Here is a 13,825-nt window from a genome sequence, read left to right as displayed (position 1 = left end):
CGGTGGCCCCTTGCTTCGGCGGGGCGCCATCCCCGCTTGCACTTGCTTCGCCGAGTCAGTCGGCCCAAATGCCTTCGCCATGATCCAAGTGGACCGCGACGGCACCATCGCCACCATCACGCTTTCCCGCCCCGAAGCGCGCAACGCGCTGCCGATAGCCGGATGGCACGCGCTGGCCGATGCCGCGCGGACGATCGGCGAGAGCGACGCGCGCTGCGTGCTGCTTCAATCCGATGTGCCCGTGATCTTTTCGGCAGGCGCGGACATTGGCGAGTTTGCCAGCTTCACCACCACAGAAGACGCCACGCGCTTTCGCGAGGCGATGCGCGCTGGCATCGAAGCGGTGGCGGCGCTGCCCATGCCGGTGATCGCAGTGATCGATGGCGGCTGCTTCGGCGCGGCCGTGGCGCTGATCCTCGCGGCGGACTTGCGCGTGGCGGGCGACGGCGCGCAATTCGCCTCGACGCCGGCAAAGCTGGGCATCGGCTATCCGCGCGAGGATGTGGCGCGGCTGATCGCACAGGTGGGCAAGGGCAATGCCGCGCGGATGCTGTTCACCGGAGAGATCATCGACGCAGGCGATGCGCTGGCGATGGGGCTGGTGGAGCTGCGTTGGGAAGATCCCGCACCGCTAGCCCGTGCCTTTGCCGATCGCATCGCAGCCAATGCGCCCCAGGCGATGCGGCTGCTCAAGCGGACGATTTCCGATCCCTCGCAGCGCGCGCTCGACGTGCAATTCGACGAAGCGTTTGGCGGGCCCGAATTCGCCGAGGGGTACAAGGCGTTTCGCGAGCGCCGGAGGCCGGAGTTCAAATGACCGAGATCATCCCCGGCGGCGCGGGCGACGTGCTGCTGCTGTGCGATCACGCATCGAACGCGGTGCCGGAGGGCGTGGATCTGCGCGTGCATCCTGCTCTGCTCGACCTGCACATCGCGGTGGATATCGGGGCGGGTCCGCTGACCCGCAGCCTGGCCGCCGCGATCGATGCGCCGGCGATCCTCGCCACCTTCTCTCGGCTTGTGATCGATCTTCACCGTGAGCCCGATCATATCGGCCTGATCCCGCATCGCAGCGACGGGCATCTGATCCCGGGCAACGAGCAGGTGGACCGGGAGGGGCGTATCCGGCGCTTCCATGCGCCCTATCACCGCGTGATCCGCGATCGCATCCGTGCGCAACGGCCCAGCCTGATCCTGTCCATCCACAGCTTCACGCCCCGGCTGGAGCATGGCGGAACGGATCGGCCGTGGGAGGTGGGCGTGCTCTACAACCGCGACAGCCGCGCCGCGCATCCAGCCATCGACTATTTCCGCGCGCAGGGATTGGTGACGGGCGACAACGAGCCCTATTCGGGCCGGCTGCTCAACGCGACGCTCAACCGGCATGCGGAGGGGCAGGGCATCCCCTCGATCGCCATCGAAGTGCGCAACGACCTGATCCGCGATGCGGCGGGGGTGGTGGAATGGACCCAGACTTTGGCGGACCTGACAAATTCTTTGCGCAATAGTCTTGCGCGAAAGGCCTCTATCGCGACATAGGCTTGCGCGCCATGACCCAACGATTCGACAAGTCCAAGCTCCCCAGCCGCCACGTTTCCGTGGGCCCCGAACGCGCGCCGCATCGCAGCTATTATTACGCGATGGGCCTGACCGAAGAAGAGATCGCGCGGCCGTTCGTCGCGCTCGCCTCTGCGGGCAATGACAGCGCGCCGTGCAACACCACGCTCGATGCGCAGGCCGATGCGGCGCGCCGGGGCGTCGAGCAGGGCGGCGGAATGCCGCGGCGCTTCAATACGATCACCGTGACCGACGGCATCGCAATGGGGCACCAGGGGATGAAATCCTCGCTGGTGAGCCGTGAGGTCATCGCGGACTCGGTCGAGCTCAGCGTGCGCGGGCATTGCTATGACGCGCTGGTCGGCTTTGCGGGGTGCGACAAATCGCTGCCCGGCATGATGATGGCGATGCTTCGTCTCAATATTCCGAGCATCTTCGTCTATGGCGGATCGATCCTTCCCGGCCGGTTTCATGACAAGGACGTGACCGTCAAGGACGTGTTCGAGGTGGTCGGGCGCTATGCCGCCGGTGCCTGCCCGCTTTCCGAGGTCCATGAGCTTGAACGCGTTGCGTGCCCCGGGCACGGCGCGTGCGGCGGTCAATATACCGCAAACACCATGGCATGCGTGGGTGAGGCGATCGGTTTATCCTTGCCGAACAGCAATATGGTTCCGGCACCTTACACCACGCGTGAACAAATCGCGGTGGCGGCCGGCGCGCAGGTGATGGAATTGCTGGAGCGGAATATCCGCCCGCGCGGCATCTGCACCCGCGAAGCATTCGAAAATGCCGCGCGCATCGTCGCGGCCACCGGCGGCTCGACCAATGGCGGGCTTCACCTGCCCGCGATGGCGAGCGAGGCGGGGATCGATTTCGATCTGTTCGACGTCGCCGAGATATTCAAGACGACGCCTTATTGCGCGGATCTCCAACCCGGCGGGCAATATGTGGCGCGCGACATGTATGACGCGGGCGGCGTCTATATGCTGATGAAGTCGCTGCTGGCGGAAGGGCTGCTGCACGGCGAATGCATGACGGTCACCGGCAAGACGCTGGGCGAGAATATCGACCAGGTGACGTGGAACCCCGATCAGAAGGTGATCTACGACGCCCGCACGCCGATCACCCCCACGGGCGGCGTGGTGGGCCTGCGGGGCACGCTGGCGCCCGATGGCGCGATCGTGAAGGTGGCGGGGCTCCACAATCTCGTCTTTGAAGGCCCGGCACGCGTGTTTGATTGCGAGGAGGATTGCTTCGCGGCAGTCGAGGCGCGGACGATCCGCGAAGGCGACGTCATCGTGATCCGCTATGAAGGGCCGAAGGGCGGCCCCGGCATGCGCGAGATGCTGTCCACCACCGCCGCGCTTTACGGGCAGGGCATGGGCGAGAGCGTGGCGCTCATCACCGATGGCCGCTTCTCGGGCGCGACGCGCGGATTCTGCATCGGCCATGTCGGCCCCGAAGCGGCAGATGGCGGACCGATCGCGCTGGTGGAGAATGGCGACCTCATCCGCATCGATGCGGAGGCGGGCACGATCGACCTGCACGTGGCGGATGACATTCTGGCCGAGCGCCGCGCGCGTTGGCAGCCGCGCGTGAACGATTACCAGTCCGGCGCGCTCTGGCGCTATTCCCGTACCGTCGGCCCGGCCTATAAGGGCGCGGTGACGCACCCGGGAGCCAGCGCCGAACGCCATGTCTACGCGGATATATAAGAGCGTCTTTGCGGCATTTCTTCTCACCGCGTGTGAAGTCGAGATACCCAACAAGGTAGCGGAGGCGCAGAAGGAAGCGCACAAGGAAGCGGTGAAGAACGCCGCTGGCCGGATCGAATGCGCCCCGCCGGGTGCCGACACCTTCGCGTATTCCTGCGCCATCGATATGGTGCAGTCGCAGGACGGGCTGTTCCTGACGCTACGTCACCCCGATGGCGGGTTTCGCCGACTGCTGGTGACCAGGGACGGACGCGGCGTGATTGCGGCGGATGGCGCGGAGCAGACCGTTGTGACCACGCTCGCCCCCGATCTGATCGAAGTGGCGATCGGCGGCGCACGCTACCGCTTGCCCGCGACCGTCCGGCAATCCACTAAGCCCAAGTGATTCCCCCGGGCGCCCCGATCGTAACCACAGCGCAGATGCGCGCCGCCGAACAGGAGGCGTTCCGCTTCGCGACGCAGCTGGAGGTGATGGAGCGCGCCGGAGCGGCCGTGGCGCGGGAAGCGGCGCGCTTCGCGCTCGGCCGTCCGATCCTGGTGTTCGCCGGGCCCGGCAATAATGGCGGCGATGCTTATGCGGCAGCCCGTTTGCTCAAGGCGCGGGGCCATGACGTCACCGTCGCCACCTGTGGCCAGCCGCAGACCGAGGCGGCGCGCGCAATGCTGGAGGCGTGGGGCGGCCCGGTGTCGTCGCTCTACGAAGCGCGTCCCCGCCCTGTGCTGGTCGATGGCCTGTTCGGCACGGGCATGACGCGCCCGCTGGAGCGCGGAGTTGCGGCTGTGTTCGCCGAGCTGGCAGCGGCCGCCGAGTTCCGCCTCGCGATCGATCTGCCGTCTGGACTCGAAACCGATACCGGCGAGGATCTGGGCGCGCGCCGGATGGACGCCACGGTCGCGCTGGGCGCGTTGAAGCCTGCACACGTGGTGGGCCGTGGCCTCGAATGCAGCGGCCATATCCTGCTCGCCGATATCGGGATTGCGGTGAAGAGCCAGTGGCATAGCCTGGCGCGCCCGGTTCTGAAGGATCCGGGGGCGCTGGACCACAAATATAGCCGCGGAATGGTCGTGGTGGTGGAAGGCGTGATGCCCGGCGCGGCGCGCCTGGCCGCGCGCGCCGCGATGGCTGGCGGGGCCGGCTATGTCATTCTCGCCGGACCCGATGCGCCGCGCCACACCGATGCGCTGGTGCATCGCGCGGTTCACAGCGGCGACGAACTGGGTGATCTGGTCGCCGACGATCGTATCGGCGCGGTAGTGATCGGCCCGGGCCTGGGCCGAGATCGACGCGCCGAAGCATTGCTCAAGGCGGCGCTGGCGTCTCAACGGCCGCTGATCCTCGATGGCGATGCGCTTAGCCTGCTCGGCGGCTCTGCCGCAGCCTGGTTGCAGCGCCGGACCGCCGCGAGCTGGCTCACGCCGCATTCGGGCGAGTTTGCCCGCATGTTCGCGATGGACGGCAGCAAGATCGACGCGACGCTTGCGGCGGCGGAAGCGGCGCGCTGCACCATCCTCCACAAGGGGGCGGATACGGTGATCGCTTCGCACAAGGGCGAGGTGCAGGCGGCACCCGGCGGCTCGCGCTGGCTCTCCACGGCGGGCACCGGGGACGTATTGGCGGGGCTGCTCGGCGCGCAGGTGGCGGCGAACCAGACCCATTCCGCCTCCGCCGCAGCTTGGCTCCATGCCCGCGCTGCGCAACTGGCGGGTCCCGCCTTCATCGCCGACCAGTTGATCGGCCATATACCCCAGGCGCTTTCCGAATGTCTGTGAACGACAATATCATCGTGCGTGTCGCCGGGCGGGGAGAGGGCGTGACCGGCGACGGCCGCCATATGGCCTTTACCGCGCCGGGCGATTGGGTGAGCCCGGAAGGAGCGATCACCCGGGGGCCGCATTATCAGACGGCGCCATGCCGCCACTTTCCCGAATGCGGCGGTTGCCAGCTCCAGCACCTCGACGATGAAAGCTGGGGCCAATATCTGGTCGACCGCATCGCGGGGGCGCTTGCGGCGCACAAGCTGGAAACCGAGATCCGCGCGCCATCGCTTTCGCCGCCCAGAACGCGCCGGCGCGCAACGCTCCATGCCGAGCGGCGGGGGCGGCAGGTGCATCTGGGCTTTACCGGGCAGGGCAGCCACCAGATCGTCGATCTCGCCGAATGTCATGTGCTCGCGCCCGATCTGTTTGCGCTGGTCGCGCCGCTACGCGGGCTGCTCGCGGCTTTGATTCCCAATACGCGCCGTATCAACGTGCATCTGGTGCAGACCGATCAGGGCCGCGACGTGCTGATCGACGGGTTGGATGCCGAAGGGCTTGCCGCTGCCGAGGCGATCACGGCCTTTGCCAGCCGCCACATGCTGGCGCGCCTCTCGATCGATGAGGGCTTTGGGCCCACGGCGCGCTGGGAGCCCGAGCCGGTGACCGTCACGCTGGGCGGGGTTGCCGTCCCGTTCCCCGCGGGCAATTTCCTCCAGGCGACGCCGGAGGGCGAGGCGGCGCTGGTTTCGACAGTGCGAGAGATCGTGGCGGATGCGGGCACGATCGCGGACCTGTTCGCGGGGCTGGGCACCTTCACCTTTGGCTTTCCCGCAGCGCGGGTCTACGCGGCGGAGGCCGCGCGCGATCCGATCATGATGCTCAAATCGGCGGCGGCGCAGGCGGGAAGGGCGGTGTTCGCCGATCACCGCGATCTCTTTCGTCGCCCTGTATCGAGCGCGGATCTTGGCAATTTCGGAGCGGTCGTCATCGATCCACCCCGCGCGGGAGCGAGGGAGCAAGCGGCGGAGATCGCGGCATCGCGCGCGCCGATCGTCGCGTACGTATCGTGCAATCCCGGAACGTTCGCACGCGATGCTGAGATTTTGTGTGAGAGTGGCTACAAGCTCGACTGGATCCAGCCGGTCGGCCAATTCCGCTGGTCCACGCATGTGGAGCTGGCGGCGAAGTTCAGTCGCTAGGGATAGTCCGCGCGCAGGAAGAAGAGGCCGTCCGAAGGCGCATTGAGCCCCAGCCGGGTGCGATCACGCGCCTCAAGCGCCTCCGTCATGTCGTCGGGAGTCCATTTTCCCTGCCCCACCAGGGCCAGGCAGCCGACCATCGAGCGGACCTGATGGTGGAGGAACGAGCGTGCCGAGGCGAACACGCTTATCCGCTCGCCGCTCTGCACTACCTCAAGGCGATCGAGCGTGCGCAAGGGGCTGTCGGCCTGGCAATGCGCCGAGCGGAAGGTGGTGAAATCGTGCCGACCCACCAGCCGCGCCGCGCCCTTGGCCATGGCGCCGGCATCGAGTGGGGCGGGGATGCGCCATGCCAGCCCCTTCTCCCAGGTGAGCGGCGCCCGGCGCTGGATGATGCGATATTCGTAGTGCCGCGCGACGCAGGAGAAACGCGCATGCCAATCTTCGGGCACCTCGACGCAATCGAGGATCGCCACCGGATCGGGCCGCAGACGCGCGTTGAGCGCTTCCATGAGGCGGAAGGGCGTGATCGGGCGCGCCACATCGATATGCGCGCGCATGCCCGACGCATGCACACCAGCATCGGTGCGGCCCGCGCCGTGGCATGCGACCCGTTCACCGGTGATCGAGAAAGCGGCATCCTCGATCGCCTGCTGGACGCTCGGCCCATGATCCTGCCGCTGCCAGCCCATGAACGGGCGGCCGTCAAACTCGATGGTGAGCGCGAAACGCGTCAAAGCTGGGTGCCCCGGGGGATGGGGAAGCCGCGCAGCAGTTCTTCCGCAGTCATGACGCCACGTCCGGCGCGCTGGACCATGGTGGGACGAACAGCCCCTTCCATGCAGGCGATGGTCAGGCGATCGTCGAGCACCAGGCTCGGCGCGCCCGATCCTTCGACCAGTTCGACCGCCAGCACCCGGACGCGCTCGCCGGCATGTTCGAAATAGGCGGCGGGGTGAAAGGCACGGACGTGGCGATCCACGTCAATGGCGGGAAGGCGGAAGCGGAGCCGCATCTCTTCCTTGGTGATCTTCGCGGCATAGGTGATGCCGTCTTCGGGCTGCGGCACCGGCCAATAATTGTCGATATCGGCCAGCACCTGCACCATCAGCCGCGCGCCCATGCGGCTAAGCTCATAGGTGAGTTCGCCCACCGTCTTGGCGGCTATCGGGGTGCGTCCTTCGAGGAGCACCGGCCCGGTATCGAGCCCGGCCTCCATCTGCATGATCCCGACGCCCGTCTCTGCATCGCCCGCGAGGATGGCGCGCTGGATCGGCGCGGCGCCGCGCCAGCGCGGGAGGAGCGAGCCATGGACGTTGAGGCAGCCCAGCCGGGGCGCATCCAGGATCGGCCGCGGGAGGATAAGGCCATAGGCAGCGACCACTGCGACGTCGGCGTTCAGCGCCGCAAAGGCCGCCTGCGCCTCGGGTTCGCGCAGCGTAACCGGAGTGCGGACCTCGATGCCCAATTCCAGCGCTCGCGCATGCACGGGCGAAGGCGCGGTCTTGCCGCGGTTCCCGCGGCGGGGCGGCTGGCTATACGCCGCCAGGACATCATGCCCGGCATCCACCAGCGCTTCGAGCACCGGTACGGCAAATTCGGGCGTTCCCATGAAGATCACACGCATGGCGTGGCTTTACGCACAATCGTCATCGGGGCGAAAGCGGGGATCTGAGGCGGGATGGGGATTGGCCGCATGAGATCCCGGCTTTCGCCGGGATGACGGGTTGGGATGTGAATTCCGGGCGAGGCGGCTTGATGGTGGAGTTTGCGAAGCAACTCTCCTATCTCCTTCGCATGGCATCGCATGAGATCGAAGCGCTTACCCAGGCCCTGTCGCGGCTGCCCGGATTGGGGCCGCGTTCGGCGCGGCGCGCGGTGCTCCATCTGCTCAAGAAGCGCGAAACCGCGCTCGATCCGTTGCTCGCCGCGCTGGAATCGGTGAGCCGCAAGCTCAGCACCTGCGGCATCTGCGGCAATGTCGATACTGTGAGCCCGTGCTCGATCTGCGCTGACCCGCGCCGCGAAGCGCGCTCGCTCTGCGTGGTTGAGGAAGTCGCCGATCTCTGGGCGCTGGATCGGTCGCGGCTGTTTCCGGGCAGGTTCCACGTCCTGGGCGGTCGCCTGTCGGCGCTGGAAGGGGTTCGCCCGGAAGATCTGCGCATCGACAGCCTGGTCGCGCGGATCGCCGGGGGGGGCGTGGACGAGGTCGTGCTGGCGATGAACGCTACGCTGGAGGGCCAGACCACCGCACACTATGTCGCCGAGCGGATCGAGAGTTATCCGGTGCGCGTCACCCAGTTGGCCCATGGCCTGCCCGTGGGCGGCGAGCTCGATTATCTCGACGAAGGCACGCTGGCGCAGGCGCTTCGCGCGCGGCGTCCGGTGGCCTAGGCTCCGGGTTCTTGCGGGGGCAGGCGGTCCTTGCAGGGGCGGGCGTTAGAAACTAAATCGTCGCCATGGCCATTCTACCGATTGTCGAAGTTCCGGACCCGCGTCTCCGCCTGATCTCCACCCCTGTGGAGACTGTCGATGACGAACTGCGCGCGCTGATCGATGATATGTTCGACACGATGTATGACGCGCCCGGCATCGGCCTCGCCGCGATCCAGGTGGGCGTGCCCAAGCGCGTGGTCGTCATGGACTTGCAGGAGAAGGAAGATGAGGAGGGCAAACCGATCCGCGAGCCGCGCGTCTTCATCAATCCCGAAATCCTTGATCCTGCCGAGGAACAGTCGGTCTATACCGAAGGCTGCCTCTCGGTTCCCGAGCAGTTCGCCGATGTCGAGCGCCCCGCGCGCTGCCGCGTGAAATGGCTCGATGAAGAGGGCGTCGCGCATGACGAGGTGTTCGAGGGCCTGCTCGCCACCTGCATCCAGCACGAGATGGACCATCTGGAAGGGATCGTGTTCATCGATCACCTCTCGAAGCTGAAGCGCGACATGCTGCTCAAGAAGCTGGCCAAGGCGCGCAAGGCGGCGGCGTAGCGGTCGTCCCCGCCACCGCATGATCGTCATCCCAGCGAAACATCATTGTCATCCCAGCGAAAGCTGGGATCTCGTGCCGCAAGCGGTGCCGTGCCGATCGCTTGAGACCCCAGCGTTCGCTGGGGTGACGGGTGAAGGGTGTTACGGAAGTAGCTTGCTAGCCGACCGCTCCCTCTATAAGTTCGCTTTCTGTTCCAGGAGGCCGAATTGGATTTGCTCTCACTCGCCCTGATCGTCGCGGCGCTCGTCATCGGGTTGGGAATCGGCATGTTCGCCGGGGGACGTCCGGCGGCGCAGATGCGGGCCGAGCGTGATGCGCGCGAGGCGGATTTCAAGGCGTCGGCCGCCGAACTCGCTCGCGCGCAGATCGAACTTGCCACGCTCAAGGCGGAGACGACCGGCCTTGAATCGCGCTTTGCCGAACTGGCCGGGCGCATCCTTGGCGAGACGCAGAAGAACTTTCTCGAACGCGCCGATCAGCGTTTTGCCCAGGCGGGGGAAAGCAATGAGGCGAAGCTGAAGGCGCTGCTCCAGCCGGTGCAGGACACGCTCAGGCGCTATGAGGAAGGGCTTTCCAGCGTAGAGAAGGAGCGGGTGGGCAGCTATCAGGCGCTGCGCGAGGCGGTGCAGCTTCTCCATGCCGGCCATACGCAGGTGCGCGACGAGACCGCCAAGCTGGTCAACGCGCTGCGCGCCAGCCCCAAGGCGCGCGGCCGCTGGGGCGAGCAGAGCCTGCGCAACGTGTTGGAGCAGGCCGGGCTTTCCCAGCACGCCGATTTCCAGATGGAAGTTTCGGTAAGCACCGAGGACGGGCGGCTGCGGCCCGACGTGATCGTCCGCTTGCCCGGCGGCAAGAAGCTGATCATTGACGCCAAATGCTCGCTCAACGCGTTCCTTGATGCGAGCGAGGCGCATGACGAAGCGACGCGCACCAGCCACCTCCAGCTCCACGCCGCCGCGATCCGCCGCCATGCCGAGCAGCTCGGTTCAAAGAATTACTGGGCGCAGTTCGGCGACGCTGCCGATTACGTGATCCTTTATATCCCGGGTGAGCATTTCCTGACCGCCGCGCTTGAGCAGGATGACGGCCTGTGGGAGTGGGCGTTCGAGCGCCGCGTGCTGCTTGCCACCCCCACCAATCTCGTCGCGATCGCGCGCACCGTCGCCAGCGTCTGGCGGCAGGAAAAGCTGGCTGAGGAAGCCGCCGAGATCGCCCGGCTGGGCAAGGAACTCCATTCGCGCCTTGCCACCATGGGCGCCCATATCGCCCGCGTCGGCAAGAATCTGGAACAGGCCAGCAGCGCTTACAACTCGATGGTCGGCAGCCTGGAGAGCCAGGTGATGACCCAGGCGAAGCGCTTCGAGGCGCTGGAGGTGTCGAGCGGGGCGAAGGAGATCGAGCCGCTGCCGATGGTCGAAACGGCGATTCGCCCGCTCACCAAGCTGCCTGCAACGCCCCCGATCGGGACGATTGAGCAGGCAGCGGAATAGGGTAGACTGGCTTTTCCTTATTGGGGGGAGGACGAATGCGATATGCCCTGGCGCTGGCTCTGGCGGGCATGGTATCGGCACCGTGCGTAGCGCAGGCGCAACCCGCAGCGGCGCAGGATAGGGAAGTCGCCCTTACCGGCAAGGTGGCCGAAGCGCTCGGTTTGATTCGTGAGAAGAAGCCAGCGGAGGCGCTGGCGATCCTTGATCCGGTGCTGCTCGAATATGAGAAGCTGTTTCCGGCGGCGAAGGGAAAGGTCCGCTGCACCAATGACGAGGCGGCCGCAGGCAAGCGGCAGGGCGACGTCACGCTGATCGCAAACGCATGGTGCTACGGGCTCTGGGCAAAGGGCTATGTGCTGGTCGAGATGAATCGGCTCCAGGAAGCTGTTGCGCCTGCCGCGCGCGCCGCCGCGCTGATGCCCGATAACCCGCAATTTCTTTCCGAGCTGGGCTATATCCATCAGTCGCTGAAGCAATTCGACCTATCGCTGGCTGCCTATGAAAGCGCGGCGAAGGCGGCCGCGTCGATCGCCGACGAGGGAGACCGGAAATTCGAGCTGCGGCGCGCCTGGTTTGGTATCGGATATGATTATGTCGAGCTCGGCCGCCTAGACGATGCGGAGGCATCACTCAAAAAGGCGCTCGAGGTAGCACCCGGCGACCAGAAGATTCTCGACGAACTGGAATATGTTCGCAAGGCGAAGGCGAAGGCCAAGCCGGGCTGAGCCCGCCTGGCCTCCCAAACTCAACTGGCCTTCGCAGGTTTAGCGCCGCGCGCTGCGTACCAGGGTCAGCGTCCTGCCGTCGCGGGCGGTGAGCACCAGCTTGCCGCCGCGATTGCTCGTTACGCTGAGCGGCTGTTCGAGGATGCGCAGCACCGCGAACTCCTGATTATTCTGCGCGCGATCGGCGCACATCCGGCGCGTCGAGGCCAGCGGCCCGGTCTTGAGCCTTCCGCGCGTGAAATCGAAGCTGCCGTTGAAGCGATTGCAACTGGCGTCGCCGCTCACCCGGCCGCCGCGAAAGCTGATATCGGGCGAGGTGCCGCGCGCTACGCGACGGCCGCTAATCGCCTCGATCCGCCAGTCACCTTCAAGGATCGACGCTGCGGGGCCGGGCTTTGGGATAACCGTGAAATCACCGCCGCAACCGCGTAGCGTGCGCCGGCCCTGCGAGATCACCACCGTGTCGCGATAGGTGCGATCGCTCATCCCGTCGCTGCACTTCACATGGGTGATATCCATGCTCAGGCGGGGCGTTTCATAGCGTTCGCCGTTGATGCCGATGATCGGGCGCGGCTTTGGCACGGTGACGTCCGGCATGCCCGCCTGCTTCAGCGTGATCGTTCGGGCGTCGATCGTCGCGGACCAGAAGGGCTCTGTTCCGCTCGCCTTATAGCTCTCCTGCGCGAGCACGGGCGTCGCGCTCGATCCCAGCAGCAGGGCGGCGGCAATCAGCATTCTCATCGCGAAATCTCCTTGGACGATCCCAATCGGTCACCGCCGCTGAACGCACGGTGGCCATATTGTTTCGCAGCCGTTCAGGAAAATGGAGTCCCCGGAAAAGGGGATCGCGACGAGAAAGCGTCAGGCGCGCTGCTGGTTGAGGACCTCATAGGCCATCACGGCGGTCGCCACTGCGGCGTTGAGCGAGTCGGCCTTGCCCAGCATGGGGATCTTCACGGTCAGGTCGCATGCCCTGGCCATGAAATCGGGCATCCCCTGCGCCTCGTTGCCGGTCAGCAGGAAGGTGGGGGCTGCATATCGCGCCGCCTGGTAATCCAGATCGGTATCGAGGCTAAGGCCGACCAACTGCCCCGGGCCCTTGCGCAGCCATGTGGCGAATTCGGCCCAGGGCGCGCGCGCCACCGGCACCGTGAACAGCGCCCCCATGCTGGCGCGCACGGCCTCTACCGAGAAGGGATCGACGCATTCGTCGACAAGGATCAGCCCGCCTGCGCCGACGGCGTCCGCAGTGCGCAGGATCGTCCCCAGATTGCCCGGATCGCGCAGCCGCTCAGCAACCAGCCAGATGGGAGAGCGCGTGCGATCGAGATCCTCCAACTTCGACTCGAATTCGGCGAATACGCCCACGACCGCTCCGGGATTGTCCTTGCCCGAAAGCTTGGAGAGGATGTCGGCATTGGTCTCTACCGCCCAGCCGGTCTTGCCCTCCACCGCGTCGATCAGCGCGAGCACCAGGGGGTGGTTCGCGCTTTCCTTGGTGTAGAACAGATATTGGGGCAGCCGCGCGGCTTCGCGCGCTTCGGTCAGGATGCGGAGCCCTTCGGCGAGGAAAAGCCCTTCGTCGCGGCGATGCTTCTTGTCGCGGAGTGTGCGCATCCGCTTGATCAGCGGGTTGGAAAAGGCAGTGATTTCGCGCGGCATCAGCGGCCCCTAGCGAATAATTGGCGTATGCACAGCCCGTGCGAGGGTCACTCTTCGCCGAAGCGGTTCTCGACCAGCTCGACCAGCGCCATTACGGCTTCCTCGGCACCCGCGCCCTCGGCGCTGATCGTGATCGTGTCGCCGCGCGCGGCGCCCAACATCATCAGATCGAGGATCGACGTGCCAGAAGCGGCATTGCCGTCCTTCTCCACCGTCAGCTCCACCGGATGGCTCGTCGCCAGCGTGACGAACGCCATGCTGGCCCGGGCATGCAGCCCGCGCTTGTTCTCGATGAGGACCGACCGCTGGCAGCGGCTCACGCAGCGGCCTCCCCGAGGACTTCGGATGCCACGGTGATATATTTGCGCCCCGCATCGCGCGCGGCGGCAACGGCCTCGGTCACCTTCATCGTCTTGCGCGCGCTGCCCAGCCGAATCAGCATCGGCAGGTTGATGCCCGCGATCACTTCGATCCGGCCGGCGTCCATCAGCGAGATGGCGAGGTTCGATGGCGTCCCGCCAAACAGATCGCTCAGCACGATCACGCCCTGGCCTTCATCGACCTGGGCGATGGCGGCGGCGATGTCTGCGCGGCGGCTCTCCATATCGTCCTCGGGGCCGATGCAGATCGGTGCGATCCGCTCCTGCTTGCCGACGACATGCTCCATCGCGACAACGAACTCCTCCGCGAGTCGTCCGTGCGTCACGAGTACAAGACCAATCATTCCAACT

16 protein-coding genes are annotated in these 13,825 nt (G+C 66.3%); 10 read left to right on the top strand and 6 right to left on the bottom strand.

Translation table 11 applies throughout. The features are described from left to right. Positions 1–79 precede the first annotated feature (79 nt). The 6 genes from SSO01S_RS04330 to SSO01S_RS04305 are packed head-to-tail and all read left to right on the top strand — an operon-like array spanning position 80 to position 6,229. Positions 80–817 carry an enoyl-CoA hydratase/isomerase family protein gene (locus tag SSO01S_RS04330; protein ID WP_066795688.1) on the top strand — a complete coding sequence of 246 codons (738 nt, stop codon included), beginning with the start codon at positions 80–82 and terminating at the stop codon, positions 815–817. Next, entirely contained in the window at positions 814–1,539 is a 726-nt protein-coding gene (locus SSO01S_RS04325) for an N-formylglutamate amidohydrolase (protein WP_066795686.1), read from the top strand. The genes SSO01S_RS04330 and SSO01S_RS04325 overlap by 4 nt, the downstream gene beginning before the upstream one ends. An 11-nt stretch (positions 1,540–1,550) precedes the next feature. Then, complete coding sequence (gene ilvD / locus SSO01S_RS04320; RefSeq protein WP_066796297.1) at positions 1,551–3,272, top strand: dihydroxy-acid dehydratase; 1,722 nt, start codon at positions 1,551–1,553, stop codon at positions 3,270–3,272. Next, a complete protein-coding gene (locus tag SSO01S_RS04315) occupies positions 3,253–3,657 on the top strand; it encodes a hypothetical protein (RefSeq protein WP_066795683.1) in 405 nt (134 codons plus the stop codon). Before ilvD ends, SSO01S_RS04315 begins: the two co-directional genes overlap by 20 nt. After that, on the top strand, positions 3,654–5,042 hold the full coding sequence (locus tag SSO01S_RS04310; protein WP_083942837.1) for an NAD(P)H-hydrate dehydratase: 1,389 nt from the start codon (positions 3,654–3,656) through the stop codon (positions 5,040–5,042). Before SSO01S_RS04315 ends, SSO01S_RS04310 begins: the two co-directional genes overlap by 4 nt. Further along, a complete protein-coding gene (locus SSO01S_RS04305; RefSeq protein ID WP_066795680.1) occupies positions 5,033–6,229 on the top strand; it encodes a class I SAM-dependent RNA methyltransferase in 1,197 nt (398 codons plus the stop codon). The genes SSO01S_RS04310 and SSO01S_RS04305 overlap by 10 nt, the downstream gene beginning before the upstream one ends. Here SSO01S_RS04305 and truA read toward each other — a convergent pair. Beyond that, positions 6,226–6,966, bottom strand: a complete 741-nt coding sequence (gene truA / locus SSO01S_RS04300) for a tRNA pseudouridine(38-40) synthase TruA (RefSeq protein ID WP_066795677.1) — start codon at positions 6,964–6,966, stop codon at positions 6,226–6,228. The genes SSO01S_RS04305 and truA overlap by 4 nt on opposite strands. Then, complete coding sequence (gene fmt / locus SSO01S_RS04295; RefSeq protein ID WP_066795675.1) at positions 6,963–7,856, bottom strand: methionyl-tRNA formyltransferase; 894 nt, start codon at positions 7,854–7,856, stop codon at positions 6,963–6,965. The genes truA and fmt overlap by 4 nt, the downstream gene beginning before the upstream one ends. A 170-nt stretch (positions 7,857–8,026) precedes the next feature. On the opposite strand from fmt, the gene recR reads away from it, so the two are divergent. The 4 genes from recR (at position 8,027) to SSO01S_RS04275 (ending at position 11,432) form a co-directional block, all read left to right on the top strand. Next, positions 8,027–8,623, top strand: a complete 597-nt coding sequence (recR, locus tag SSO01S_RS04290; RefSeq protein ID WP_066796290.1) for a recombination mediator RecR — start codon at positions 8,027–8,029, stop codon at positions 8,621–8,623. Positions 8,624–8,688: 65 nt separating this feature from the next. Next, complete coding sequence (def, locus tag SSO01S_RS04285) at positions 8,689–9,216, top strand: peptide deformylase (protein ID WP_066795672.1); 528 nt, start codon at positions 8,689–8,691, stop codon at positions 9,214–9,216. A 207-nt stretch (positions 9,217–9,423) separates the two neighbouring features. Next, on the top strand, positions 9,424–10,707 hold the full coding sequence (locus tag SSO01S_RS04280) for a DNA recombination protein RmuC (RefSeq protein WP_066795670.1): 1,284 nt from the start codon (positions 9,424–9,426) through the stop codon (positions 10,705–10,707). Positions 10,708–10,742: 35 nt separating this feature from the next. After that, a complete protein-coding gene (locus SSO01S_RS04275; protein ID WP_066795668.1) occupies positions 10,743–11,432 on the top strand; it encodes a tetratricopeptide repeat protein in 690 nt (229 codons plus the stop codon). Positions 11,433–11,471: 39 nt separating this feature from the next. Here the strand turns inward: SSO01S_RS04275 and SSO01S_RS04270 are convergent, their stop codons facing one another. The 4 genes from SSO01S_RS04270 to SSO01S_RS04255 all read right to left on the bottom strand — a co-directional run bounded on the left by SSO01S_RS04270 (position 11,472) and on the right by SSO01S_RS04255 (position 13,818). Further along, complete coding sequence (locus tag SSO01S_RS04270; protein ID WP_083942836.1) at positions 11,472–12,173, bottom strand: META domain-containing protein; 702 nt, start codon at positions 12,171–12,173, stop codon at positions 11,472–11,474. 120 nt (positions 12,174–12,293) lie between these two features. Then, complete coding sequence (locus SSO01S_RS04265; RefSeq protein WP_066795662.1) at positions 12,294–13,094, bottom strand: TrmH family RNA methyltransferase; 801 nt, start codon at positions 13,092–13,094, stop codon at positions 12,294–12,296. Positions 13,095–13,141: 47 nt separating this feature from the next. After that, positions 13,142–13,414 (bottom strand): HPr family phosphocarrier protein, encoded by a 273-nt coding sequence (locus SSO01S_RS04260; RefSeq protein ID WP_066795659.1) that lies wholly within the window; start codon positions 13,412–13,414, stop codon positions 13,142–13,144. After that, the gene (locus SSO01S_RS04255) at positions 13,411–13,818 is read right to left on the bottom strand and encodes a PTS sugar transporter subunit IIA (protein WP_066795656.1); all 408 of its coding nucleotides are present in this window, start codon (positions 13,816–13,818) and stop codon (positions 13,411–13,413) included. The genes SSO01S_RS04260 and SSO01S_RS04255 overlap by 4 nt, the downstream gene beginning before the upstream one ends. Positions 13,819–13,825 lie beyond the last annotated feature (7 nt).

The sequence above is a fragment of the Sphingomonas soli NBRC 100801 genome, from assembly GCF_001591025.1.
GTDB classification, from domain to species: domain Bacteria; phylum Pseudomonadota; class Alphaproteobacteria; order Sphingomonadales; family Sphingomonadaceae; genus Sphingomonas; species Sphingomonas soli.
Note: the sequence above shows the minus strand (reverse complement) of the source record. Positions and strands in the feature narration are given on the sequence as shown.